The sequence below is a fragment of the Deltaproteobacteria bacterium genome (assembly GCA_020845775.1).
Lineage (GTDB): Bacteria > Bdellovibrionota_C > UBA2361 > SZUA-149 > JADLFC01 > JADLFC01.
Genome location: JADLFC010000116.1, coordinates 39,764 through 64,109, shown reverse-complemented (window position 1 = coordinate 64,109; position 24,346 = coordinate 39,764). Strand labels below are relative to the sequence as shown.

Annotated in this window: 23 protein-coding genes; 14 read left to right on the top strand and 9 right to left on the bottom strand. The window is 43.5% G+C overall.

The window, feature by feature from the left end; translation table 11 throughout:
* Nucleotides 1-18: 18 nt before the first annotated feature.
* From IT291_07490 to IT291_07480, 3 genes are read right to left on the bottom strand one after another with little or no spacing between them, the layout of a single operon-like run.
* The gene (locus tag IT291_07490) at nucleotides 19-1,335 is read right to left on the bottom strand and encodes a glycosyltransferase (GenBank protein ID MCC6221065.1); all 1,317 of its coding nucleotides are present in this window, start codon (nucleotides 1,333-1,335) and stop codon (nucleotides 19-21) included.
* 2 nt (nucleotides 1,336-1,337) lie between these two features.
* Nucleotides 1,338-2,411: a glycosyltransferase family 4 protein gene (locus IT291_07485; GenBank protein MCC6221064.1), complete on the bottom strand. Its 1,074-nt coding sequence runs from the start codon at nucleotides 2,409-2,411 to the stop codon at nucleotides 1,338-1,340.
* A 9-nt stretch (nucleotides 2,412-2,420) separates the two neighbouring features.
* Nucleotides 2,421-3,782 (bottom strand): class I SAM-dependent methyltransferase, encoded by a 1,362-nt coding sequence (locus IT291_07480; protein ID MCC6221063.1) that lies wholly within the window; start codon nucleotides 3,780-3,782, stop codon nucleotides 2,421-2,423.
* Nucleotides 3,783-4,075: 293 nt separating this feature from the next.
* Between IT291_07480 and IT291_07475 the strand changes: the two genes are divergently transcribed.
* Both IT291_07475 and IT291_07470 read left to right on the top strand, forming a co-directional pair.
* Nucleotides 4,076-5,185: a hypothetical protein gene (locus IT291_07475; protein MCC6221062.1), complete on the top strand. Its 1,110-nt coding sequence runs from the start codon at nucleotides 4,076-4,078 to the stop codon at nucleotides 5,183-5,185.
* A 16-nt stretch (nucleotides 5,186-5,201) separates the two neighbouring features.
* Nucleotides 5,202-6,698, top strand: coding sequence for an O-antigen ligase family protein (locus IT291_07470; GenBank protein ID MCC6221061.1), 1,497 nt, complete (start codon nucleotides 5,202-5,204; stop codon nucleotides 6,696-6,698).
* Nucleotides 6,699-6,723: 25 nt separating this feature from the next.
* Here the strand turns inward: IT291_07470 and IT291_07465 are convergent, their stop codons facing one another.
* The 4 genes from IT291_07465 to IT291_07450 all read right to left on the bottom strand — a co-directional run bounded on the left by IT291_07465 (nucleotide 6,724) and on the right by IT291_07450 (nucleotide 10,684).
* On the bottom strand, nucleotides 6,724-7,542 hold the full coding sequence (locus IT291_07465) for a hypothetical protein (protein MCC6221060.1): 819 nt from the start codon (nucleotides 7,540-7,542) through the stop codon (nucleotides 6,724-6,726).
* Between the two features lie 259 nt (nucleotides 7,543-7,801).
* A complete protein-coding gene (locus tag IT291_07460) occupies nucleotides 7,802-8,632 on the bottom strand; it encodes a response regulator (GenBank protein ID MCC6221059.1) in 831 nt (276 codons plus the stop codon).
* A gap of 87 nt (nucleotides 8,633-8,719) precedes the next feature.
* Complete coding sequence (locus tag IT291_07455; protein ID MCC6221058.1) at nucleotides 8,720-9,733, bottom strand: RDD family protein; 1,014 nt, start codon at nucleotides 9,731-9,733, stop codon at nucleotides 8,720-8,722.
* Between the two features lie 294 nt (nucleotides 9,734-10,027).
* Entirely contained in the window at nucleotides 10,028-10,684 is a 657-nt protein-coding gene (locus IT291_07450; GenBank protein MCC6221057.1) for a hypothetical protein, read from the bottom strand.
* A 95-nt stretch (nucleotides 10,685-10,779) separates the two neighbouring features.
* Here IT291_07450 and IT291_07445 point away from each other — a divergent pair, with 95 nt between their 5' ends.
* The 9 genes from IT291_07445 (at nucleotide 10,780) to bshA (ending at nucleotide 19,472) form a co-directional block, all read left to right on the top strand.
* Complete coding sequence (locus tag IT291_07445; protein ID MCC6221056.1) at nucleotides 10,780-11,619, top strand: alpha/beta fold hydrolase; 840 nt, start codon at nucleotides 10,780-10,782, stop codon at nucleotides 11,617-11,619.
* Between the two features lie 23 nt (nucleotides 11,620-11,642).
* Complete coding sequence (locus IT291_07440; GenBank protein ID MCC6221055.1) at nucleotides 11,643-12,689, top strand: zinc dependent phospholipase C family protein; 1,047 nt, start codon at nucleotides 11,643-11,645, stop codon at nucleotides 12,687-12,689.
* Nucleotides 12,682-13,221: a hypothetical protein gene (locus tag IT291_07435; GenBank protein MCC6221054.1), complete on the top strand. Its 540-nt coding sequence runs from the start codon at nucleotides 12,682-12,684 to the stop codon at nucleotides 13,219-13,221. Before IT291_07440 ends, IT291_07435 begins: the two co-directional genes overlap by 8 nt.
* A complete protein-coding gene (locus IT291_07430; protein ID MCC6221053.1) occupies nucleotides 13,211-14,905 on the top strand; it encodes a glycosyltransferase family 39 protein in 1,695 nt (564 codons plus the stop codon). The genes IT291_07435 and IT291_07430 overlap by 11 nt, the downstream gene beginning before the upstream one ends.
* 5 nt (nucleotides 14,906-14,910) lie before the next feature.
* The gene (gene vanZ / locus IT291_07425) at nucleotides 14,911-15,897 is read left to right on the top strand and encodes a VanZ family protein (GenBank protein ID MCC6221052.1); all 987 of its coding nucleotides are present in this window, start codon (nucleotides 14,911-14,913) and stop codon (nucleotides 15,895-15,897) included.
* An 18-nt stretch (nucleotides 15,898-15,915) separates the two neighbouring features.
* Nucleotides 15,916-16,728 (top strand): 3-deoxy-manno-octulosonate cytidylyltransferase, encoded by an 813-nt coding sequence (locus IT291_07420; GenBank protein MCC6221051.1) that lies wholly within the window; start codon nucleotides 15,916-15,918, stop codon nucleotides 16,726-16,728.
* Complete coding sequence (locus tag IT291_07415) at nucleotides 16,728-17,366, top strand: histidine phosphatase family protein (protein ID MCC6221050.1); 639 nt, start codon at nucleotides 16,728-16,730, stop codon at nucleotides 17,364-17,366. Before IT291_07420 ends, IT291_07415 begins: the two co-directional genes overlap by 1 nt.
* A 67-nt stretch (nucleotides 17,367-17,433) precedes the next feature.
* Nucleotides 17,434-18,231: a bacillithiol biosynthesis deacetylase BshB1 gene (gene bshB1, locus IT291_07410; protein MCC6221049.1), complete on the top strand. Its 798-nt coding sequence runs from the start codon at nucleotides 17,434-17,436 to the stop codon at nucleotides 18,229-18,231.
* Nucleotides 18,228-19,472, top strand: a complete 1,245-nt coding sequence (bshA, locus tag IT291_07405) for an N-acetyl-alpha-D-glucosaminyl L-malate synthase BshA (GenBank protein ID MCC6221048.1) — start codon at nucleotides 18,228-18,230, stop codon at nucleotides 19,470-19,472. The genes bshB1 and bshA overlap by 4 nt, the downstream gene beginning before the upstream one ends.
* Before the next feature lie 15 nt (nucleotides 19,473-19,487).
* Here the strand turns inward: bshA and IT291_07400 are convergent, their stop codons facing one another.
* Together IT291_07400 and IT291_07395 are read right to left on the bottom strand one after the other, a co-directional pair.
* The gene (locus IT291_07400) at nucleotides 19,488-21,536 is read right to left on the bottom strand and encodes a UvrD-helicase domain-containing protein (GenBank protein ID MCC6221047.1); all 2,049 of its coding nucleotides are present in this window, start codon (nucleotides 21,534-21,536) and stop codon (nucleotides 19,488-19,490) included.
* A 69-nt stretch (nucleotides 21,537-21,605) separates the two neighbouring features.
* Nucleotides 21,606-21,917, bottom strand: coding sequence for a hypothetical protein (locus tag IT291_07395; GenBank protein MCC6221046.1), 312 nt, complete (start codon nucleotides 21,915-21,917; stop codon nucleotides 21,606-21,608).
* Between the two features lie 148 nt (nucleotides 21,918-22,065).
* On the opposite strand from IT291_07395, the gene IT291_07390 reads away from it, so the two are divergent.
* From IT291_07390 to IT291_07380, 3 genes are all read left to right on the top strand, one after another.
* Entirely contained in the window at nucleotides 22,066-22,689 is a 624-nt protein-coding gene (locus IT291_07390) for an RlmE family RNA methyltransferase (GenBank protein ID MCC6221045.1), read from the top strand.
* An 85-nt stretch (nucleotides 22,690-22,774) separates the two neighbouring features.
* Entirely contained in the window at nucleotides 22,775-23,566 is a 792-nt protein-coding gene (locus tag IT291_07385; protein MCC6221044.1) for an ABC transporter permease, read from the top strand.
* On the top strand, nucleotides 23,563-24,312 hold the full coding sequence (locus tag IT291_07380; GenBank protein ID MCC6221043.1) for an ATP-binding cassette domain-containing protein: 750 nt from the start codon (nucleotides 23,563-23,565) through the stop codon (nucleotides 24,310-24,312). The genes IT291_07385 and IT291_07380 overlap by 4 nt, the downstream gene beginning before the upstream one ends.
* Nucleotides 24,313-24,346 lie beyond the last annotated feature (34 nt).

Sequence of the window (24,346 nt, the reverse complement as noted above, 5' to 3'; positions counted from 1 at the left end):
CGTTTTTCGACAGGCACTTCATGTCCACCCAAGATCGGAATACCCTGACTGGCAGTCTAGCTGCCAATCAGGCGAAGAATAATTGGCGAAAGTTCGGCAGGCGTCGAGTAGATGCTGGTAATTAGAGCGGCACTCTTGTATCAAGGATTCGCCGGCACGATGTTCAAACTCGGTCCAGCGCTGTCTTTGTTTGCGTATATGAAAAAGAGTGCTCTCGAAAATATCATTTAATTCCCCGGCAATACAGTAGCTAGAAGACTTTTCCCGGGCGTAGTTTTTGGCGACGGCTCGAAATTTTTCTGGCTCGTCCAGGATTTTCCGAATAGCGTTTGCTATTTCTTCGGCTTCGCCGTAACCGGCATAAATCTTTTGCACAACGCCGCTCGGCAATAGCTCATTATTAGCAAAGTTAGTTACTATCGATGGCACGCCAGCCATTAGGCTAATAGAAAGATATGGTTCGGTATGGCCATAAACAGAAAAAAGAGTATGAATCGCTATCTCAGCGGTTTCTACAATTTCCTTCCAGTGAGCAGGTGTCCTAGGGGTTTTAAAAGTAACATCTGAGATTTCAAATTCCTTAAGTAAATCCCTTGCCTGGCTTAACTCACTTTCCTCCAGCAGCCAAACAAGCTGACATTGGTTGTCTAGCTGCGAGAGGGCAGACAGCAATTTGTGAGCCCTGTGCTCTAGGTTTGGAAGCCCGCAGTAAGCTATCTTTGTCATAAAGTATTGCTGCCGCCTTGTGGAGTATAACGAACTGCCATCCACGGGGATGGGCAAGTAATAGGCCAATGCGTGTGGAACATCTTTGAGAGTATTTCCCCTTTCTATTCTATAGGTATCTAAATATCGCTCGCTAGAAAAAATGTTTACAAAGCTTTGGCAACACTCCCTAATCGCAAATGGCAGGCTCCGCGGATAATGACTATCTCGCTCAGGCCAGTTCAGAGAAGAATTGTTAAACTTTTCTATGATTTGTCGCCAGGGGCTATTGTGAAGAGGGGTTGGTAAATCGCGCAAGAAAAAGGTGTCGTGGAACCAGGTAATACCAGGCGCAAGGCCAACGTGGAACCTAGTAAAATCTGAAGCGGGATGATCCTCTACTTGGTAAAAGAAAATGTCATAGGGGTTAGTTCGGTGCCTACGATAAGCTGTCAAATAGTGATGCGTTGAATAATTCTTGTACTTTTCAAATGAATCGTGAAACAAATCTATGTCAAATGAGCTGCTTAAATAGTCCAATAACTCATCGCTAACATAAGCACTTACGCTGTTAGTCGGACGTGCAGGATTGGTGTTTAGCGGAGAAAACCAAGCTATTCTAGTTCTCATTGTTATCTCCTACCTATAGGGGACAATAAAGAGTTAATCACCGCATCCCAGGAACTGCCAAGCAGGCCCGAGTCGCAGATAAACTGCCGACCTGCTCGTCCCATTTCGTTGTTCAGATCCGGATTGGCGATAAGCGAATTGATTGCATGGCCTATGGTATCCGGATCCGGAGATAGCACTAGTCCGTTCTGCATATGTCTAACGAATTCCAATGTCCCACCGCTATCGCTAGCTGTTATTACGGGCTTTGCAGATGCAAAAGCCTCTAATGTTACAAAACCGTAATCCTCATCGTAAGGCGCATAGTATACCGCTAGACAGCGACTATAAAGTTCCAAAAGCTCCTCGTCGCTCACGCGGCCAAGGAACTCAACCCGCGTGCTGAGTCCCAGCCTATTAATTTCAGCGCGATAATAATCCATTATAAGTGGATCCTCGGCAATTCCTACAATCCTAAGTTTTACAAATGGATGCACTATGGATAGGGCTTTTATGGCGAGATCAACTCGTTTGATGCCAACTAGGCGTCCTACGGACAATATGTAGTTATCGGCAGGCGAGTTGTAGTAACGACTGCCAAGAGGTAGCGGGGGATATAGAACAGAGGCGTCAATGTCGCAATAATGGTGTAGCCTATTGGCTACTGTGGCAGAAATAGCCGATACGTAATCTGCTTCTCCAATAACTTTAATGTCGCCATCGGTTAGCATGTGCCTCAATTGTTCATCGCGCGGATCGTCAGAAAAATCACTATAGCGAGTGCCAAAGAGATCGTAAATTTGCCGATGCTGATGAATTAACCAAATGCTTTTTAGCGAGTGGCGAATGTAATAAGTTGGGAATTTAGTTGCGATTATTAGATCTACTCGTTTGCCTAAGGCTCGCTCTACAGAGAACGAACGCCAAAACGCTACTTGATTTAATAAGCTTTCTTTGGGATGAAAGACTAAAGGCAACTCTAGCAGATGTACTTCATGATTTCGTTTCTCCAACTCTCGCACAAGTGCTTGGCCGAGAATCTCCGCTCCGCCGCTGGTGTGGGAAAACTTTACATTGAGAATTGCGATTGTTGACACAAACGGATGCTACTCCACTTCTGCAATAACGCAATAATCCTGATAGCCAAAAAGCAGCTCGTTTAATAGCTTGAAATTTCGATTGAGCAAGTTAACGCTATGAATCCATTTCGGTGTCATGTAATCTTCATGGGGGATTTCGCAGAGTTCGGCATTTTGTGGGAAAGGAGAGAGCTTCCTCACTTCTACGACTTTTAAGCCTTGCAAGTTTATTAGAAAGCTCATTGTGTCTGGATGAAGTGGCCACACGTGCGTGGGGTCTCTAAAGTAATTTCGCGTAAGTGCTATCATTGAGTCGGAGTTAATTGTTTCAAAGACAACTTTTCCACCTTTTTCCACTTTGTCCTTACAAAGGCCAATTAACTCTGTAATCTGCTTCTGCGAAAGATGTTCAATTACCTGTATGGCTATTACGCCACCTAGGCTGTGGTTAGCCAGGCTTGCAAGGTGCGTCATGCCATTTTCAAATCTAACGTCTAAGTCCATGGATCTGCAATGTTCTACCATTGCCTTGTCTAAATCTAGGCCGTAGCTCGGAATATTCTTAACCTTAAATAGAGATTGCAGTTCGCCGCGCCCTGAGCCGATTTCTAGTATGGGTTTACTGCTGCCTTGAAAGATCGGAGGGTAAATTGAAAGTCGCTTTCGTATCTCATCTTCACTTCCTCTGAAGCGGTTTTCCAGCAATAAGTACGAATAGTCCAGATCGCATAGAGCCGGCTTGTAGGTCTCATCCAAAGGAGGTGCTTTAGCAGAGATATGCCGTTTTGCATCTATTATGTTGTTTAGATTGCTATTTATTTGAACGACTATTTTTTCCAGTCCCTTAGTTATCGAATCGAGCGTGTCTAGCTTAAATTGATGTTCAGCACTTTTTTCCTGTAGCGTCGCGATATATAGATTTAACTCATGCATGCCGTTATTGAGAGCTTCAATAGTACTTCGCTCGGACGATCTAATGGTAGCAATTGCGTCGTCGTTAGCTCTTTCTAGCCGCTCGTTGGTTTGGCGAACGTCTTTGTCTATTTTCTTTATTATTTGCCAATCGCGGCTATCGATATATGTGCTTAGGTGGTTTAAAAATCGAATCAGGTTAGCGTAAAACTGCTGTTGCCTCGCTAGGTAGTTCTGAAGAGGAGCCAGTGTAAGTGTGTGTTTTAGTTTAGTCGTTATGCCATTAAACAAAGACTTTCTAGATAACCCTTGACCGTCAGCAGTTATCTCCAGTGGAAAGGAATGGTTTTTGTTTAGATATTTTAGCTCATCTGAGTATATTAATTCGCCAGGCAGGCTATCTCTTGTAGTGGTGGAATTACTGATTTCGCCCTCGGTGCTGTAATCAAAAGAGGTATTAGCATCTCGTATAGTCATCGTTACCTCATATGGCCTTAAAGTAATTTTCAAATAGCCTGCTCATTAAGGTTTAAGATTTTTGATTGCTTTAGAGCTAATTTACTGTTATACGGAAACAGGAAAATACTGTTTTTTTGTTAATATTTACCGAGTGGAAAAGCCTTCCCCATGTTTGATATCGACGTGTAATATCGACGTGTAATATCGACACTGGGTAATAATGTAGCTTCCTACGAATGGTATATATCCAATCGCGAATTATATAGCTTGATTCGTGGAAATAATCAAAAGTTTAGCTGGGTAACTGAGATATGAATTTGAGAGTTGCTAAATTATTGGCTGTATTGAACATCGTTATTTTTTTACCTCTCTCTGTTTTTGCAGAAGATGAGTCGGTGAGCAAGAATTTCGGTAGGCTTAGAACTGGTAAAGCTTACCGCATCGATAAGGATGGGTATAGGATTACAGATCACTTGGCCGAACTAGAAGTTACAGTTGACGATCTCAAGCGACAGGTAATGTCATTGGAAGATGAACTAGAAGAAAAGCGCCAAATTATTAGTTCGCTAAAGGCTAGCGGAGGAAAGGTGAGGAGTGTTGAGCTCGAAGAGAGAGAGCTAAAACCTCCGAGAACTACTAAAGTGTCTAACACTGAGTTGCCGGCGAGAATGTCAGTGGACTGTATTTCGGCTATTTCTCCTCTTCAGATAAAAATAGCGCAGTTGGAGAAACAGATTGCCGAGCGCCTGGTAATAGATAAGAACGGTCAGAAAAATTTGTCCTCCGCTGAAGAAGAAAATATTCAGCTAAGAGCTTCAGTGAAAGCGAAAGACGAGGCTGTTGCAACGCTCCAGCAGCAATTAGCTGAGGCAATAAGCGCGGTAGAAACTGCTCAGCAGTCCATCAAAGGTTTAGAAGGGAATCTAGAGCTGGCAAATGCAAAGATTGAGAAACAGATCGAGAAACAATCTATGTCAGAAGCGCAAGAAACTGTGCCATCGCCACTATTTTCCGATTCCCAAGCTAGGGCTAATTTGATTGGCGATGTCGAACCATCATTGGCCAAGAAACCTGAAGTAAGACGCGAGCTACCAAAAGTGGAGGACGTGTCCGTTGCTAAGAAAGAGCTAGGCGAGGCATTTTCTGTAGTTCAGCGCCTTATTGGTAAACGCAAAGATTTACTCGACAGCGCTAAAGCTAGTCGGAGAGATATTAGTATTAAAATTGCTAGTTTAAAGACAAAGTCCGGTGTTTCGCTAGATGTTTTAAGAGGACAGTTTAAGGTATCTCGGGATCGAGACGAACTTCGACAAATAGCAGGTGGCCTTGAGCAGATTAAGGATGTTGTAAGCCAGGATATATTGCTTTTGACAAGACTAGTAGAAGGCCGCAGGACGTCTACTAAAGTCATTGCGCGTTAGTTCGGGCTAGAATTAGGTGGAGCTCCTTACAAACTCGAGATTCTCTAAATATTCTCACTTTGCGTTAGCGGGTTATTGTCTTGCCTCTGGTCTTTCTATAGGTCTTTCTCAAACCATAATAGTGGTGACGTTGCTTTATTGGATCGCATATCTGGTAAAGCAGATTTCTCTTGGTAATAGGTTCAATGACCAATCTAGCGAGCTGCAAGCAATATATGCCCACCAGCTAACCGCTCCTATAATGTATTGGGTAACAATCTCTTTTGTATCTGCTTTAGTAGGAATGAATTCCGGCCGGGCGCTAGAAGAGGCTTTTAAAATGAGTATCTATTTATTGTTGCCATTTTGTGTATTCACGTCACTTAGCAGTTTTCGGCTTAATGCTGAGGTTCGTTTGGGCAGAATGAAGTGTTACTTATTTTGTCTATTGCTTAGCCAAATTATCGCCGGGGTTTATAGGACTATTAATGTTGGCTTTAATGATGTTTTGGTCCATTCGCTTAAGCCGCCGGGCGCTGTGACTGAATCGGGCCAATTGGTCTTAGTAATTGCGGGGGTTATTGGACTTTGGTTCATTTCTGCATTGGGCCGTACTTCAGCCGCAAAACCGAGCGCCTTATCTCATAAGAAAGCTAGCGAAGCAGCTATGGCAGTAAGTGTTTTTCTAGGCGTGTTAATAATTGCGTGGCCGGACGTGTTTGGTCTAAATCGAGTTTTGTGGTTTAGCCCAGTTGTTCGAATTTTCCTAGCACTCGGCATAATGGGAATGCTATTGCCGATGTTTGTTTTTAACTTTTCTAGGCATTGCGTCGGTAAGGAACTCACAATGGGTCGGCTAAACGGCGTGCATGTTAGGCGTTTTCTATTATTTGGAATTGCTACGCTGTTTGCGGTGTTCCTAATAAATTTGAAGCGTGGCCCCTGGCTTGGTGTGTGTTTGGAGCTACTGATAGTGGGAGTGTTATTGTCTAGGCGTTTAATTTTTTTTACAGTTTTTTTTATAATGGCAACACTTGTCGCGTTAGCGCCAGCGCGAACCCGTCTGATGCAGTTAGTCGATGATTTTGTTATCAGTGGCGGCAGGCAATATATGTGGGAGATAGGTAGTGAACTAGCTCAACGCTTTCCAGTTGGTCTTGGCCTTGACAATGCACAAGTCATGCGAAATCTCGATCCGTCTTTGCCAGAGCTCCATAGGCACATGCACAATAATTTACTCAATGTGGCCGTAGAAAATGGATGGCTAGGAATGATGGTATATATATGGTGGATGTTTGTGGCAATTAAAATGGGATTTGTTATCTGGCAAACAAACAAAGGTGCAGTGGATCTTAACGTGCGAGAAGGCGCGTTGCTGGGATTATTTTTGTCTTGCGGTCTTGTGGGTTGGCAAGTGGCAGGGCTTGCAGAATATAACTTTGGCGATGGAGAAGTCTGCATGATAGCTCTGTTTTTTATGGGATTGCTCTTAACGTTAGGGCAACTTTTACAGAAACCCGTGGGAGCCAGATGAGAATTGTTGTAGAGTAGTATCGCTGCTACTCGCCGTCCAACTCTGGATTGAGTATGTTTTCGCTTAACATTTCCACGCAATCGAGCTGTGGAAGTTGCTCTAGGAAGTTATTGTGCTCTTCGTCATCTGCAAAGAGATCGCCAGAAATATCGTTGTTTGGGGCTTCAGGCTGATTTTCATGAAACTGAGCCAGATCCTTTGCTTTTAGTTCAGTAGATTCTAGTTCCTCCAGTTCTTTTTCTGTTGCTAGTATAATATTCTCAATTTCGTCCAAGAAGAGCCGAACACATTTTTTTAACAACACAGGCATTCTTTTTAGATCGATTTCTTTATCTAAAAAAATTTTTTCGGGTTTCGCAGTATTGCCTGGGTTAACCTCTATGGTGGCCTTTGAATTTCTGTCGTAGGCGAGTACTTGAAAGAATGGATAATCGTCTTCTTGTAGCAAGGAATCATTCAGGCGAACAATGAGCCGGGGCCACCCTTGCCAGTCATCAAAATCCATAGAGAAATAAAAACGAGGCCCTAGATCTATTCGAGAAACCTTGACGAGGGATTTGCGTATATTCATCATTGTTTCTAGCATGAGCGCTTGTCTTTGTTTAGCAGCTATGCCAGCTAGATCGTTAGCTTGCTCGAGCTGCTTCTTTTTTCGCTGCATGCGCGTTTCAAAGGCACCAACCGTCGCGCTCAAATCGGTGTTTGGCAATATAGAGTTAGGATCTAATTCTCCGTGGTCGCTATGGCCAGGTTGGACGATACCGTTACTTTTTCGAGTCGCAGTCATCTGCTGCGGCTCTTTTGTCCTGCCTGCCTCAGTGGGGCGAAGTTTTAATAAGCCCATGATCCTTTTTATGCCACTGGTTAGTTATTGAAATATGCTATTATATCAATTAGTTACCGCTGCTTAACTCGCTATGTTTATTGCTCGACTCTTTTTATTGAGTTTTTATAACATATAATATTTCTATCGGTTAAAATGCCAACCCGCTTTATACTTGTATCTGTGACGATGCTTAATTAAGTGGAACATGTCTGGGCGACTTTTTTAGAAGGAGGCGCGGAGACAAAAAGCGCAATGATTGCAATGTGTTATGGACAACCTACAGAAGTCCCTTGCGATGAAGGGCTTCTTCTAGCATATGGGCTTCGTCTGGGCTGCACAGGCGTGGGCTTTGTCTATTGGTAAAAATTCGCTTTGCTTTTTCGAGCTCCTCTCGCATCGCTTTTTTCTTAAATGGCTTTACTAAGAAACCAGTAGCGCCGGCTTTTATGCAATTTATTAAATTCGCCGGAGTGCCGTAAGCTGTGAGGACTATAATCGGCAGATGGCGAAAGCGGTCATCTGAACGAACTGCTTTCATTAATTCAATCCCACTTATCCCCGGCATATTGATGTCCGTAATAATGCAATAATACGATCCCGGCGAGTTTTCGAGTACTCTTAAGGCATCTGTAGCTCCACTTACGCCAGTGAGGTGAGGAAAGCCCATACTTTCTATGTACGCTGAAATTATATCTCGAGGAGAATCAAGATCCTCCACTAGTAAAATGCCGAAGTCTCCCACTGTTGGCGTATGATTTGCTAATTCTCTAAGCGCCTGCTGGATCTCCGTAAAAGCTTCTTTCCCAGAAAATACCTTTACGCCAGCTAGCACAGCGTCCCACTTCTGTGGAATCTCCTCCGTTTGGCTAAAGATACAAGCTACCATGAGAGGATTAAACGCCCATCCAGCGGTAAATAGTTTTAATGACTCAGCTATATTTGCCGACGCGTAGTCAATAAGTGCGATATTAAAGGTCTCAGTGGATAGAGCCTCTAAAGCCTCATCAGCTGTAGAGGCGATTTGACAATTTATCCCTTCCTTGCGAGCCGTTTTTTCAAGCAATGCGCTGGCGACTTGGTTTGAGCTAAAAACTAAAGCAGATAACATAGGCCTATTTTACTACAAGACTATACCGTTTCCAAAAAGTAAGTTAAATATTTTACTTTTTGTAAATGGTATAAATGTTTGGGCAGGCTAATTAAAAGAGCTAGTGCTATATGTGTCCGTCGTTACTCTTACTTTTTCCTCGGATACTTCAGAGTTCGAGTTAAAGGTAGTTACGCTATAGTTAACAGCCTCAAAAGACTTAACATCTATAGCTTCTCGCTCTACTAAGAATTTAGTGGCTCTTACTAGTAGTTCTGAGGCGCTTTCGCTAGGTGAGCCAACGACAGAGTTTTGTGGCAATATTATAGCCGAAACGTGAAGGGTATTATTACCTGATGATAAGATGTTCATAGTCCGAATCGGAAAGTTGTTTTCAAATTCATATCTGCGGCTATAAAACGAGCGGAGATCGGCTGGCAAGATAGTTCCAGCAAGCCAAAGTAATATGGCGACGAAACAACCCCCGAGTATTGCCAATAGTCTATTGAGCGAAGTCTGTCGCAAACAGTCGTTATTTAAAAGCGATTTCGTAAATTCTCGGATATTTTCATCCGTCGTTTCGGATTTTGTTCTTAAAACCAAACTATCAACCAACTCGTCGTGAATTCCCTGATGAGTTTTGCTAAATAGCGCGCATGCAATATTGGAGAAGAGATACGACAACACCACTAATACGTGAAGCTCGAGTAATGCTGGAGGTGCAACTATCTCAAGTTTCCTAAACGCTATCGGCGGAACTTCTGCAACTAGTATTAATGCACCGTATGTCAAAAAAAATCTTATAAGGGCTTGTCCCGCGCTAAGGAAGATAGCTTCTCGAGAATCAGTATTCGCATTTACTACTCTAAGGCCAAAACACCTCTTGCCTAAAGTTTGGCCGCTTACCAATCTGGAATGTCCCAAGGTAAAATACAGGCCAGTAATGAGAAGTGTCAAAACAAAACCCCAGTCAAAAATATTGGCCACGCGGCTTATCAATGACAGAAATGCGCTTAATACCAAATAATCAACTATGGCAGCGAGAAGGCGGGGCGCAGCACCGGCCAATTCGATGGCAGGGTCCGAAGATTGTGAAACGGGTATGGAACTAGAGGATGGCATATTTGTGTTAAAATACTTTACTGTATCGCCTTAGTGACGCGTATTGTAATAACAAAAGTATGGATAAAGAGAAAGTGGGAGTCAAAAAAGTCGACCACGACAGATCATATATCGTTGTTGACTTTTTTTCATGGATTATGTGGTTTTTTGTGATTTGGCTCATATATACTTTTTCGTGCATGGGTTGGGAGTACTTGGGTCCTCGCTGGCAGAATGAGTATTTCCAGCGATTAAGCAAAATAGCAGAGACTCTAGAGGGTTATTGGAATAAGGCTCAAGAGGAATAAACATTTCTTAATCTGAGAGAAATTCCCTTACGTATTGGGATAATAATTCGGATACGTCGAGTAACTTGTATCCTAGTATGACAAACCCATCTCGGCCGCCTTGAATCCATATCAAGCACTGTAGGATCCATAGAATGTTGAATCCAAAGATAAAGAAGTATGAAAAAATTACTCCGCCGAATATGCGCTGTATGTCGCTTTGTCGCGGGCTTAGCGTGCGATAAGCAGAAACTATGTCGATAGCTACCGCTGCGCCAAGTAATGATGCAAACAAGGTATTAGCATAAGTGTCAAGAACAAGACCGGCAACTAGAGTAGGTAGGGAGAAAAACGGGAAAAAATAAGGGGCAAGTGAGATAAACGGACCGAAATGTTTCTTGTCCTTGTAGGTCTTATGCATCACATGGCCTCCTTGTTCGTGCACTTGAAGATCGGTTAGTATGTTTCCGCTAATAACTATCATCGCTGCGTGTTTGACTTCGTGTAAGAGTGTCCTAAGCCATTTCGAACTTTGACTAAGAAGAATTAAGCCAGCGAAAAACCCAAGGCAAAACAATGAGCCGTTTTTTTTGTCTATCCCGATATTTGATAGCATCGTATAAAGAGCTGATAATGAAAGGATGAGCAGAATAAAAATGCTAGGTATAGCTAAGAAAAAAGCCATACTGCCTATTTTTTTTGATAGGTCCACTTTAGGGAGCTTATATGAATCCGCGAAAGTTTTTCTGCGCTTAAATATGCCCATTTGGTCTACTATTCATGTTTGAACCAGTTCACTATGCTCCCTTGCCGAGTATCATCGATAGCTCGGAAGGTTTTTTGCTCCCTCAAAAACATGCCCAATTAACAAAAGGGGTGGTAATTCTTTTTCATGGCATTACCGCTACTCCTTCCGAAATGCGAGTTTTGGCTGAGTTCCTGCACGCTAGAAATTATAGCCTTATTGTTCCGCGCCTAAGTGGACACGGCAAGGATGTCTCTCAACTAAAACAAACGCATTACAGCCTTTGGCTCTCTGATGTAGAGAGAGCACTTCTCGAAGCTTATAAATTGTTAGAGACATCATCAAGCAAAAACCTTTATGTCATAGGTCTTTCTCTTGGGTCGCTTTTAGCACTTTATCTAGCTACTCATTTTTCTGTTCAGCAACTCAAGGGCGTATGTGCGATATCGACGCCTTATAAATTAGAATCTCCAGTAAAAGACTGCTTGCTTCATGCAGTGTCGTATATGCCGGATATGTTCTTGCAAGTTTTGGGAGTAATAAAAAAATCGAGACGTCCACAGAATTACCTGGCATATCATCATAACGCCTTCCCAGAACATTCTCTGACTGCGCTGGGATATTTGGGCAAGATTAGACGCATGGTGTCGAGCAAATTGGGGAGTTTGAGTTGTCCCATACTGTTATTGCAGGATCCCTTTGACCATCATCTGTCGTTGTTTTCGTCTCAAATTATCGCCCAAAGTGTCTCTAGTGAGGTGGCAAGAATTCATTTTTTCCCCCATGGTCAGCACGAGTTGCCGATTGGTCATAGCCATGCGGTTGCATTTGAGGTAATTTGTGAGTTTCTTGAAATTGCCTCTGGCAATCGGTAGTATTGTGAGATGGTGGAGAGAAAATGCCACGCGAAATCGTTCATTGGGATGTTCTTCATTCAGCTATGGCTCAGCTTGCTGGGCGCAACGCAGAGGTGGTTGATATTTGTCTGCATAAGTTTAACGCCGTTGCGCGTCTTGGAGCAGTTGTGCACGATGCTCCCTATTATGCGGATTGGGGGAAAGATCTGCACTTTACCGCTTATGCGGAATACTTGCATGGACTGCATTCAGAAGACACATTTTTGCCGCTAAAGAAACTTGCGATGAGCATTGTTGAGATGAAGGACGCCCGCCAGAGGTTTGTTTGTTGGGCGCTTCTTCTAGGGATGGTTAGTCATTATGTGGCCGATGTTAATTTCCATCCCGTTGTCTATTATTTTACGGGAAACTATAATGATGAGGATATAAAAAAGAGGGCGCGAGCGCAAACGCTGCATCGTTTGTTCGAAGTTTATATGGATGCTTGGTTTCGCCGAAGAGCTGGCGTAACAGGGGACTTGTTTGTAGGGAGTCTTATTAGACAAATTGGAGTTGATTTAGAACCCATTTGTGCATTGCTTGCAGAGATAAGTATAGAGGATTTAAGCGGCAACGACTTGAATCCCGATGAATACAAGACAAAGGCCAGCAGAGAGAGCGCGTGGCAGAAAAGTATTAAATGTTTAGCATTTTGCCAGCGTGCTTTTTATAATCATCCTTTGGGAGCACTTGTTAGATTGTTTAGTAGGCTGACGGGAAGAATAAAAGACGTCGATGTCTTATTCTCCTTTAATCGCCAATGTGATTTAAAGTTGTTTAGTTCGCCGATATCTTACAAGAATCCTGTTACTGGAATAGGGGATAGTGTTTCAGTAACGGAACTTAGAGATAAGTCTGCTGCGGAAACTGCTGAACTATTTATTAAGTTCGAACCTTTGCTAAGCCAAGCTGAAACAAGTGTGGATAAGGCATTAGGTGGAGTCGTCGGCAAGTCGCTTAACTATGGCAAGTCTGCTGTAAGTGGTGCGGATATGAAATATATGGCCGAGAAACTTGAGCCGTTTCTGGCAGGTGTTTTCGATGAGTAGGGGATTTATGAGGCGCATTCGCTTCCAATTTGTTTTATGCTTGGTTATGTCGATAGTTTTTGCCGCCTGCAAGCAGGAAGATTCTGTTTTTGAAGCAAGGCGCAAGTTAAGTGAGATAGGTTTGGAGTTTGTCGAGAGCGATTTTGTTACTCAAATTATTAAAGGGGATGAGTTAAGCGTTAATTTGTTTTTGACGGCAGGGATGAATCCTAATTTGGCGGTAGATATATCCAAACTATCAAAAAAATGGCAAGAAAGAATTTTTGAGAATTACGGTTTTCCCTATGAGGAGGAGGTAATTGATTTGCCAGTTCTTTCGATAGCGCGAGTTTGTGGGCATACAAGCATTGCGTCCATGTTAATAGGGGCGGGCGCACGCGAAGCGGAGGCGGATGAGGCTGATGAGTATTTCAGAGCTATTGCAAAAATGGCTTCTGGCCCCGATAGGCGTTTTAAGGAGCTATATAAGCTGCAATATCTTGCAAAAAAAAGACAGGAACTGGAAAAACTAAATTTGAGTAGTGAAGAATAAAAATATTAAAATTGCAATTGGCTCCTTTCTTGTTTTTCTTACGTTCATCATATTTTACTCGAGCACTTTGGATAGACGCCCTTTTTATACCAGGGGAGAGGGTAGAGAAGCGTTAGTTGTAAGTGCGATGCTTGAGCAGCGCAATTATGTGTTGCCATTGCGAAATGGCTTAGATATCCCGTCTAAACCCCCAATGTTTCACTGGATGGCCGTTCTCTCGTCTCGTATTCTGCAAGGCGGCACCCTAAATGAGTTCGCCATACGCTTTCCATCAGCATTGTGTGCGGCTGTAGGGTTAGGGTTGTTTTTTGGTTTTATATCTCGTGTTGACAATTTTAAGGCGGCGCTTTTGTCGTCGCTAATTCTCGCCACTTCCTTTGAGTGGAGCCGAAGTGCCAGTCATGCCAGGGTGGATATGTGCTTTGCTTTTTGGTTTTTGGCGGCGTCTATATCGCTGTTTGCAAATATAAAAAACTGGCAAAGAGGTGCGAAGCAATCGTTTTTTGCCGTGAGTGCGAGTATAATAACAATTGCCTTTGCAGTGCTATCTAAAGGCCCCGCAGGCCTAATATTGCCATGGACAGTGGCAGTATTGTATATGGCCGCTACTAATAAAAGGCCGATTGCCGATTTCTTTCGCCTTCGTTTCCTTTCTCAAGCAGCACTGATGATTGTGTCATCAACGCTGCTTGCGGGTGTGTGGTATTATTTAGCGTATTGCGAAGCTGGAATGGAGTTTATTAATCTTCAGCTCCTAAAAGAAAATGTAGCTAGAGTAGTTTCAGTTGAGGGGGCCGATAGAGGACATGAGAAGCCTTTTTATTTTAGCGGTATTTATTTTTTTATAAGTTTTTTCCCCTGGAGTGTCTTTTTCCCTCTCGTAGTATGCTGGTGTTGGAAAAATATTAGGAATTTGCGTGCTGTGTGTCCAGACGGAGTTTTGTACTCCTTGGTTATCGTTTTAGTTTTCTTGCTTGTAGTTACTCTTAGTATAAGCAAGCGAGAGGTTTATTTATTGCCGGCGTTCCCAGCAGCGGCGTATTTGTTAGCGCATGTTCTGCTTTCGGTGATGGGCGAGCAGGCGGATTATAAAATATCGCGTAGAATTGCTTCTACTCTGTTTTTTGTTTTGTTTGTTCTCCTGCTGGCAGTGGCTCCGTTATCTGTGTATCTTAATCTCCGTGCTGATATTAATGAAGATGTCCGAGAAGTCGTAGCGATGATTTTAGCTAAGCCTTTGTTAGCCGGTATATCGTCTATTGCAGCGGTGTCTTTTTTTTGTAGTGCGAGAACTTGTTGGAAGAGAAAATTAATTCAAAGTGCCTCGTATTTGGGGTTTGCAATGTTGGTCTTAATAACTGCGGTAAATGGCTACTTCTTTCCAGTCTTTTCCGAAGCTAGATCGCCAAAGGATTTCATGAGTAACGCTCGCCGATTTGTGCCAAAAGATGAAATTCTCTATAAATATGGCGCTGATTATTATTCAGCCATATATTACTATGGCAAAAGCGTGCCTGACATATCTCGCAGAGGTAGCACAGATCGAGTAACCTATCTCATAACAGCTGAGAATTATTTGGATAACCTTCGAGAGAAATATGCTGGCATTCGAGTGTTAGCGCGTAGCGATACTGCTGCTGCGGACGGTAGAGACAAGCTATTGTTAGTAGAGATTCCAGGATAGATTGAATGTGTGACGCCCCTGTGCAGATGAGTGGAATGGATCAAAGTTTAAATCGTAGGTCACTCGGAATGGGCGCAAGTATTCTCGCGTTTTTAGTAGTGTTTTTTCTTGCGTTTTATCCATTTAGCATTAGCTACAATGAGGTTTTTTGGAAGGAGTTGCTCGATGCTGGGCACTTATTGCTATTTGGCTTCGTAGCGTTGGTATTTTATAATATTTTTTTAGCCGTAGAGGGAATGGCTTCGCGGCGATATGTATCGGCGCTCGTTGTGAGTATGTTGTTGGCGCTTCTGGTAGAAGAGGTTCAACCATTCGTGGGTCGAACTGCTAGTTTGGAGGACTTCATAAACGGCGGTTTTGGGATCCTTATTGCGCTTAGTGGTTTATGGCTTTGGAATCAGCAAGATACGAGAACGCTAAAATTGTTTTATTTTCTCGTAAGTGTATTGATAGTCGTAAATGCACTTCGTCCAGCCTGGCATGAGTGGAAAGTGATTTCGTGGCGCGATGCGAATTTTCCAGTGTTGGCAGATTTTGAAGACGAAATTGAGCTCTCGCTGTGGAGAACTCAAGCCGGTGGAAAAGGCGAGCCAACGAGGATTTCCCTGACTAGAGATAATGCTACACATGCTAATCTTTCGTTAGCCGTGCATACTGGTGGCGGTTCTTGGGCTGGCATTGCGTATAGAGCTAGCAATTTAGATTGGCATCAATTTAGCAAGCTATCGCTGGATGTGAATAATCCAGCCGAGCCGTTTGTTCTTCATGTTAGGATTGATGACGATGGAGATGTAAGTAAGTACGGAATGAGATTTGAGAAGGCCTATCCGCTTTCGAGTGGGTTAAACAAGATTGAAATTGGGATGGATGAGATTGAGAACGGGCCGCGAAGGCGAAAGCTTAACACCAGAATGATAGATCGCTTGATATTATTTACTGGAAAAAATGAACCTAGGAGGAGTTTCTATATTGATAATCTCAGACTCAGTTAGGACGGGGTTAGAAGTTGTATGAAAATTGTAATTGGCATTCCAGCGCGCTATGGATCGACCCGTTTTGTTGGCAAACCGTTGGCAAAAATAGGCGGTCAGAGCATGATAGAGCGCGTTTTGTCAGTTGCAAGGAGAGTTGCTAGTGAAGTTAGAGATGTTGCTTATTTTGTAGCAACTGATGATAAGCGCATTGAAGAACATGTGAGGGGAATAGGAGCGCCTTGTTATATTACGCCGGAGAATTGCCGGAGTGGTTCGGATCGCGTTTTAGCTGCGGTCACTCAGTTAGATGAGAAGCCAGATTTCGTAATTAATCTGCAGGGGGATGCTCCATTTACTCCGCCAGAGGTGATTATTGCCTTAATAACAGCGTTTCGTGCAAACAGTAGTATAGATGTATTTACACCTGTTCATCAACTAACATGGGATGCCTTAGACCTTTTGAGAGAAGCTAAGAAGGTAACACCTTTTAGTGGCACTACCGTAATAGTTAGTAGCGACGATGCAGCAATTTGGTTTTCAAAAAATATTATTCCAGCGATTCGCAATGAAAGTCGTTTGCGCGAAGGCGGAAATGAGCTGTCGCCCGTGTATCAGCATTTGGGAGTGTATGGATTTCGCGTAGACTCTTTGGAGACGTTCTGCAATGCGCCACTGAGTCATTACGAGCTCTTGGAGGGGTTAGAGCAACTTAGAATATTAGAGGCGGGTATGCGAATTCAGGCAGTAAGGGTTAATCTCGCGGGCAGTGCATTTCAGTCTGGCATCGATACCCCAGAAGATTTAGAACGGGTGGAAAAGAGCTTGCGCGAGGGGGGGGAATCGTTTTAGTGACAACGCTTGCAATAGCACGTCATGGCAATACATTTAGACCAGGCGAAGTTCCTCGGCGCATAGGTGTAAGCACCGATTTGCCTTTGGTAGAAAAAGGTGTTGAGCAAGCACGAACTATCGGAACATATTTGAGAGAAAACGCTTTATTGCCGGATGTAGTTTACACTTCTCATTTAAAGCGCACAATTCAAACGGCTGAAATCGCCTTGGCCGAGGCAGAGTTGACAGCTCCCATAATCAGGCATGAAATGTTTAATGAAATTGATTATGGGCCGGATGAAAATAAAACAGAGGAAGAGCTAGTCGCTCGTATCGGTAAGAAGGCGATAATTGATTGGGATGAGCGGGCAATAGTGCCGCTGGGCTGGAAGGTCGATCCACAAAAGATAATTCATGACTGGGGTGACTTCGCTAGTCGAATTTTAAGAGACTACTCCAAGGGAAATGTCTTAGTCATAACGTCTAATGGGGTAGGGCGCTTTGCGCCTCATATTGCTGGGAATTTTACTGCTTTTGCGGCGAGAAACGCTATAAAACTAGCGACTGGTGCAATTGGAATACTCACTTACAGTTCTGTTAACGGTTGGGTGATTGACAAGTGGAATGAAAAACCTAAGGAACGTTTGCAACGGTGAATTATTGATTCACGGCAAGCCTTTGATTGTGCGATAGATATGCCAAAAAAATATGTAGGAGTGCCTTGTGATGCTTACATTGCCTGATTCGACGCTTGAGATGCTGGTCATTGCGCCACACCCAGATGATGCAGAGATATTTTGTGGTGGTCTCATATTGAAGATGACGAGTTGTGGCTATAGAGTTGGAATACTTGATTTAAGTCAGGCCGAGCTAAGTACCTTCGGAACAGTAGCGCAACGTCAGCAGGAGACGGCAAATGCAAGTAGTGTGCTCAATTTGTATTGGAGGTATAACCTAAGTTTGCCAAATTGTAGTTTTTATGAGTATTCCTGTTCTGAGCATAGCGGAACGGATCAAGGTTCGGCTGTTAGTTTGATGGTTGAGGTATTGCGCGCTACTCGACCTGAAGTTATTGTAACTCCATATCCGGTCGATAGGCATCCAGACCACGTTCAAGCAGGTCACATCACTAATCGAGCCTTGTTTATGGCAGGGCTCATTAAGTATCAGGCCGTGACACTTCCGCCATTTAGCCCAAAGCTAGTACTTCAGTACCAATTTCGCTCCGAGTTTGTTCCTTCCTTTGTGGTCGACATTTCAGACTTTATAGAGCAAAAATATGATGCTGTTAAGTGCTATGCCAGCCAAATATATCCCCAAGGTGGTGCAACTACGCTTTTATCGTCGCAAACTTCGCTTACTGCGTTTCGAGCACGAGACGCCCATTTAGGGGCTCTTATCGGTGTTGAATATGGAGAGGGATATCTGTCGAGAACTATGCTACGAATTGACGATATTATTGCGCATTCGCGTTCGAACTCCACTGACGTGGCGCTCTTCAATTGGGAGAGAAGGGTGTGAAGATAGCAATTCTTTGTCACTCTTCGCCTGGTGGCTCAGGAGTTCTTGCTACTGAACTTGCCTTCGGACTAAGTCAGCTAGGGCATGAAGTGCATATTATTGGAGATCGCAAGCCTTTTCGCATGGAGGAGGTGGACGAGAATGCTATATACTGCGATCTCGGTGAGGCGCCGCCCGAACAATCGTTTTGGGGACAATTGTTTGAAATCGTCCACAGTAGCTTTTCGAGGTTATTTGCTTCTTACTCACACGTAGATAGGAAGTTGCAACTCCATTTTCATGAGCTGTTGAGCTTCGATTATCCGCTCTTTGATAAATGTTCTTTTCCAACTCTTAGAGCGGCGAATACTCTAGCTAAGCTAATTGCTGAATATGGTATCGAATTGGTAAATGCTCATTATGTTATTCCACATGCGACATCTGCCCTTTTAGCGCGCGATAGCGGCATTAATTGTCGTGTTGTAACTACTTTGCATGGCACTGATATTACAAAGGTCGGTCCTGACGCTGCTTTTTTCTTTACAACAAAGCACGCAATTGAGGCTTCAGATGGAGTAACTGCTGTATGTCAATTTCTTGTTCGCGAGGCACAAAATAATTTTTCGATAACTAGGCCAATATCTGTAATACCAAACTGGGTTGATCCGACGCGTTTTGTGAGAATTGCAGATCCCGACGAACGACTGAAATATGCCCATCCCTATGAAACTATTTGCGTGCATGTTTCAAATTTTAGAGCTGTTAAGCGCTCGCCAGATGTGATCCGTGTATTCGCGAAGCTGCTCGAAAAAACTCAAGCGCGGTTAATATTAGTGGGGGAAGGTCCCGAAAAAGATGGTTGCTTAGAATTAGCTCACAACTTGGGAGTTTCGCCGTGGATTATAGATATTGAGCCAGTTGCAGCCGTAGAGCGCATATTGGGCATTGCCGATATGCTTTTTTTGCCGTCCGAGATGGAAGCGTTCCCTTTGGTCTTGTTAGAGGGAATGGCGTCCGGAGCTGTTTGTCTCGCAACAGAAGTCGGTGGAATACCTGAGCTGATTGTTGATGGGGAAAGTGGATTTCTGTTTCCTGTAGGCGCATGGGAGAAGATGGCAGAAAGGGCAGTAGAGCTATGCTGTGATGCGTCGCTGTCATCGACTATACGCGACAATGCTCGCAAGCTAGTCGAAACAAAATACTCCCCTCGCAATTTGATTCGAAGATATTTAGATGTGTATGAGGAGGTTTTTGCTAATTGAGCTAAGAAGTTTTCTTTAATAAATCGATCCCCTTACTACATCAGTTGGCAAATCTTCGACAAAGCGCGATACGTCAGTGTAGCCCCAGTTTCCGCGGCCAAAGGTTTGCCTAGATTTTGCGCGCGTCATGTAGAGCTGTTTGCGAGCGCGCGTCATTCCGACATAACATAGCCGCCGCTCTTCTTCTACCTCATGGTCGCTCGCTAAAGAGCGAATATGTGGCAGTAAACCCTCTTCCATGCCAAGCATAAACACAACGTCAAATTCAAGGCCCTTAGCCAGGTGCAATGTCATGAGCGAGACGTGTTCTTTGGGCTTTTCTTGGCCGCGGATTTGCTGTGCTTTGGTGTTTTCCTTGTCGAGATCAGAGGCGAGACTAGTTCTGTCGATAAAATGATTTAACCGCACATCGACGTTCTCCATTAACGCAGTTTTTACAAACTCAGCTCCTACGTTGCATAGCTCGGAGATATTTTCTAGGCGTGCTTCTGCCTCAGGAGTATCTTCGTTTTTTAAACTTTGAATGTAAGAAGTTTTTATGGCTATGTCGTGCAGGAACTTCGCCATGGCCTGTATTTTTGAATCGTGCGAGTGAGAGTTACTTGTCGTCGAGAGAATTTTGTCAGTGCGAATGCTATCCTCCTTTAATTCTGCTAAAAGTTCAAAAAAAGCACTGAACTTTATTCGGCTCGAATTGTTTAAAAATGGAGCCCCATCGGTTATTGCCTTTTCTAATGCATTATAGAGCGAAAGATTTAAATTATTGGCAAATAAAATTAGGGCGCTAACCGAAGTTGCGCCTAGTCCGCGCGTAGGAGTGTTTACTATTCGCAGAAAAGCCTCGTTGTCGTTTGGGTTAAGAGTGAGGCGAAAGTAAGCCATTATGTCTTTAATTTCCTTTCGGTCGTAAAACTTGTGGCCTCCATAAATTTCGTATGGGATATTGTTTGCTATGAGCATCTCTTCTACTGCGCGAGACTGAGCATTGGTTCTATAGAAAATGGCGATTTCTGAAATGGGCAAGCCCTGTCTGCGCAAAGTCAGGATTTCACGAGTTACAAAATTGGCTTCTTCGACCTCGTCGTATGAAGTGCTAAAGGAAACAGCTTTGCCAGCAGGGTTGGTGGTTCTCAGAGTTTTTTTTTGTCGAGTCCTGTTTCGCGCAATTACTGCGTTGGCAGCTTTTAGGATATTTTGCGTAGAGCGATAATTGTTTTCTAGTGTAACTACTTTGGCGTTAGGAAAATCTTTTCTAAAGTTTAAAATGTTTTCTATCGTGGCTCCGCGAAATGCGTAAATCGATTGATCGTCGTCGCCTACTACGCAGATATTTTGATGCTTTTCTGCGAGCATTCTTATTAGGAGGTATTGAACTTTATTTGTGTCTTGATACTCGTCTATCAGTATATGGCGAAATTTATTCTGATACTGCTGCAACAATGTCGGCTCTAACTTAAACAGCGTTACGACATTGCAGATTAAATCGCCAAAATCCATGGCATTAGCGCTAAGTAATTCCTTTTGATATTGCCGATATATAGTTGCGGTTAACTCCGCGATAGGCCTAGGCGTATACTTGTCTGAGATGAGATCGTCTGGAAACATGTATTGGTTTTTTGCTCTATCAATGCGGTGAGCTACCTGTCTCGGATCGACGATTTTTGGATCTATGTTTAACTTCTTATAGACGCGTTTTAAGAGTGAGAGTGCGTCGCTAGCATCGTAAATAGCAAAATTTGGCGTAAAGTCGAGCAACTCTGCGTGGGAACGCAGCAGTCTTGCACAACTAGAGTGAAAAGTTGAAACCCACAAATTATTGCCAGACGTGCTAAATAACGAGCAAACCCTGTGCTTCATCTCGTTAGCAGCCTTGTTGGTAAATGTTACGGCAAATATTTCACCTGGTGATACTCCATGCTCTATTACTAGATTGGCAATGCGTCTAGTCAGGACTCTAGTTTTGCCACTCCCAGCTCCCGCAAAGATTAGCAATGGGCCTTCTCCGTGGCTCACCGCTTCTAGTTGTTGAGGATTTAGATCCTGTAAGTGCTGTTTTTGCTCCATCGCGCCGCGCTAATTATGTTACACCTAGAGCTCACAGTCTTTTGGCCAGTAGCTCTTATGTCACTACTATTAGCTTGCTCGAGCGCGCAATGCAATTGTCCTGGCTGCTTGTTTTTTTAGAGATCTTTTAGGAAGAGAAATTAAGCTACCGACTTCAAACAGCACTGCTATTGGCTCATGGATTGATCTGTAGTGGTTAGTGGAAAATTCTAAAGAAGCTGTATGTCCATCTGTTTGTATATGGCTCGTTGCTGTCCTGCTAGCACGATTGCTTACATCCTTGCTAAAGGTTATCTTCCAAAGGTAGCAAAGCGAGAGAACTAGCATCAGCAACTCAAGCGTAATTATGGGGTCTCCTTGTACTGTTTGTAATAAGCTCATGTTTCCTCTATTTGTTTCCTCTGTTTATTGTTTACTATGTTTGCCTTTGTCGTTTGTCAGGGTTTTTTCGATAGACAAAAGCAGTGTTTCTATTGTTGTTGTATAGAAAAATTATAGAAACGCGTCAAGGAAATTATTTGGCAACAATATGTCAGGAAAATACCGCGTAAAAGATCATCTGTTTCACAAGGCTAAACAAGAGGGTTACCGTTCTCGCGCTGCTTATAAGTTAGAGGAGCTCGATGACAAGTATCATTTCTTAAAGCTCGGAGGTTTGGTTTTAGATCTAGGATGCTCGCCTGGTGGATGGTTGCAAGTGGCAGCCAGCAGAGTGGGGCCAAAGGGAAAGGTCGTAGGGGTGGATCTAAAGCCCGTGCCGGAGTTTAAAGCAAATGAGATCGCAGGATCTTACGAGTGTATCTCTGCCAAACCAGTTGTAATAGTGGGAGATATTTTAAGCTCGGCAATTTGCGGCGCTGCAGTACAAGAATTTGGCGGGAAAGTGGATGTAGTTCTAAGTGACATGAGTCCTAATCTTTCTGGTATTCGAGATAGGGATGTAATGATGTCTGTAAAACTGGTGGAAGCTACGTTTCAGCTAGCGAGCGAGTTTCTCAAGGCTGGAGGGACGGTCGTTGCGAAAATTTTCCCTGGACAGGAAAGTGACGAATTGTATAGGCAATTAAAACTATCCTTCCCCAATATTAGGCGAGTAGAGTTAAAAGCTAGTAAGAAAACGTCTAAGGAGTTTTATCTAATTGCTAGGAAATGATCGTGAGCTCCAATAAAAAACTTAGTAGGTCTGTTAGATATTGCGCATTGCTTGAAGAGGCAGCGGACTCGAGGTATGAGAAGGCATGAATAATTTCATTTCTTGGGTGCAGCGAGTTGGTAGGGGGGTCTTAGATGGGACAAGAGACTTTGGTGCTACCTGGGTTTTCTTAGCCCAAGTAGTTGCTCGTGCATTTACGCCTCCTTTTAACCTCAATCTAATATTTCAGCAGCTTAATGCAATCGGCGTTCAGTCCATTGCGGTAGTATCTCTTGTAGGTATTTTTACAGGGGCTGTTTTAGCTGTTCAGGGCGAGTATACCTTGTCTAAGTTTGGCGCTACGGCCTATACCGGCTCGGCAGTTGCTTTGAGTTTAATCAGGGAGCTAGGGCCAGTTCTTACAGCGCTAATGGTTAACGGCCGAGCAGGTAGTGCTATGACTGCTGAGCTTGGAATAATGAAGATTACAGAGCAAGTTGATGCTTTGCGATCGATGGCAGTCGATCCAATGCGCTATCTAATGGTGCCGCGTATAATAGCAGGAGTTATTTCGGTTCCATTGTTGACTTCCATTTTTAATATCGTCGGCATTGCCGGTGGATACTTTATCGGCGTTCACAATTTGGGTTTAGCGTCGGGAACTTTTATCTCTGAAATGGCACACGCAGTTAAGGATGTAGATGTTATATCTGGCTTAGTCAAATCTATTTTTTTTGGCCTCTGTTTTTCTTGGATATCGTGCTACAAAGGATGGACTTGTGGCTTTGGTGCCGTGGGGGTAAACCGTGCTACGACTAGTGCTGTAGTTACTTCTTCAGTAGTGATTTTAGTGCTGGATTACTTCTTGACTTCTATCATGACGCAGGTATTTCTTTGATACTAATTAGAGGACTGCATAAGCGTTTTGGCTCGAACCAGGTTTTGCGTGGCTTAGATCTCGAAGTCCCAACTGGTGAGACAATTGCTATTGTTGGCCCTAGTGGAACTGGGAAGAGCGTTCTTTTAAAGATTATCGCTGGATTCCTACAGGCGGATAAAGGCGAAGTAGTAGTTGATGGAAGGGATATTGCAAAAATTCGCACTAGTTCTGAGAGGCAAGAAATACTAAAAAGAATGGGAGTGCTTTTTCAGAATGCGGCGTTGTTTGATTCGCTGAATTTATATGAAAATGTGGCTTTTCCACTGCGCTACCATACAAAATATGGCGAGAGAGAGATTAGCCAGCGGGTTCTAGCTCATCTGGAGTCTGTAGGATTGTTAGGGCATGAGCTTGCTTTGCCTGGCGAGGTGTCTATTGGCATGAGAAAGCGCGTTGGAATTGCGCGGGCCTTAAGTATGCAGCCAGACATATTGCTTTTCGATGAGCCAAATACTGGTTTGGATCCAGAGACTGGTCAGGGTATTTATGACTTGATTAAAGAAACGCAAAAGAGGAACAGATTTACGGGAATCGTAATTAGCCATGAGATACCGGAGGTGTTTCAAGTGTGTTCTAGGGTAGCTATGATGTATGGCGGTGTTATATCGGATAAGGGTAGCGTAGAGGAGTTTTTATCATCTGCTAATCCTGTGACAATGCAGTTTAGAGCAGGTGAGGTAAATGGTCCGATCTCTATTTCTTGATTTATGCCGAGTGAGAAAAATAGTGAGGTAGCGT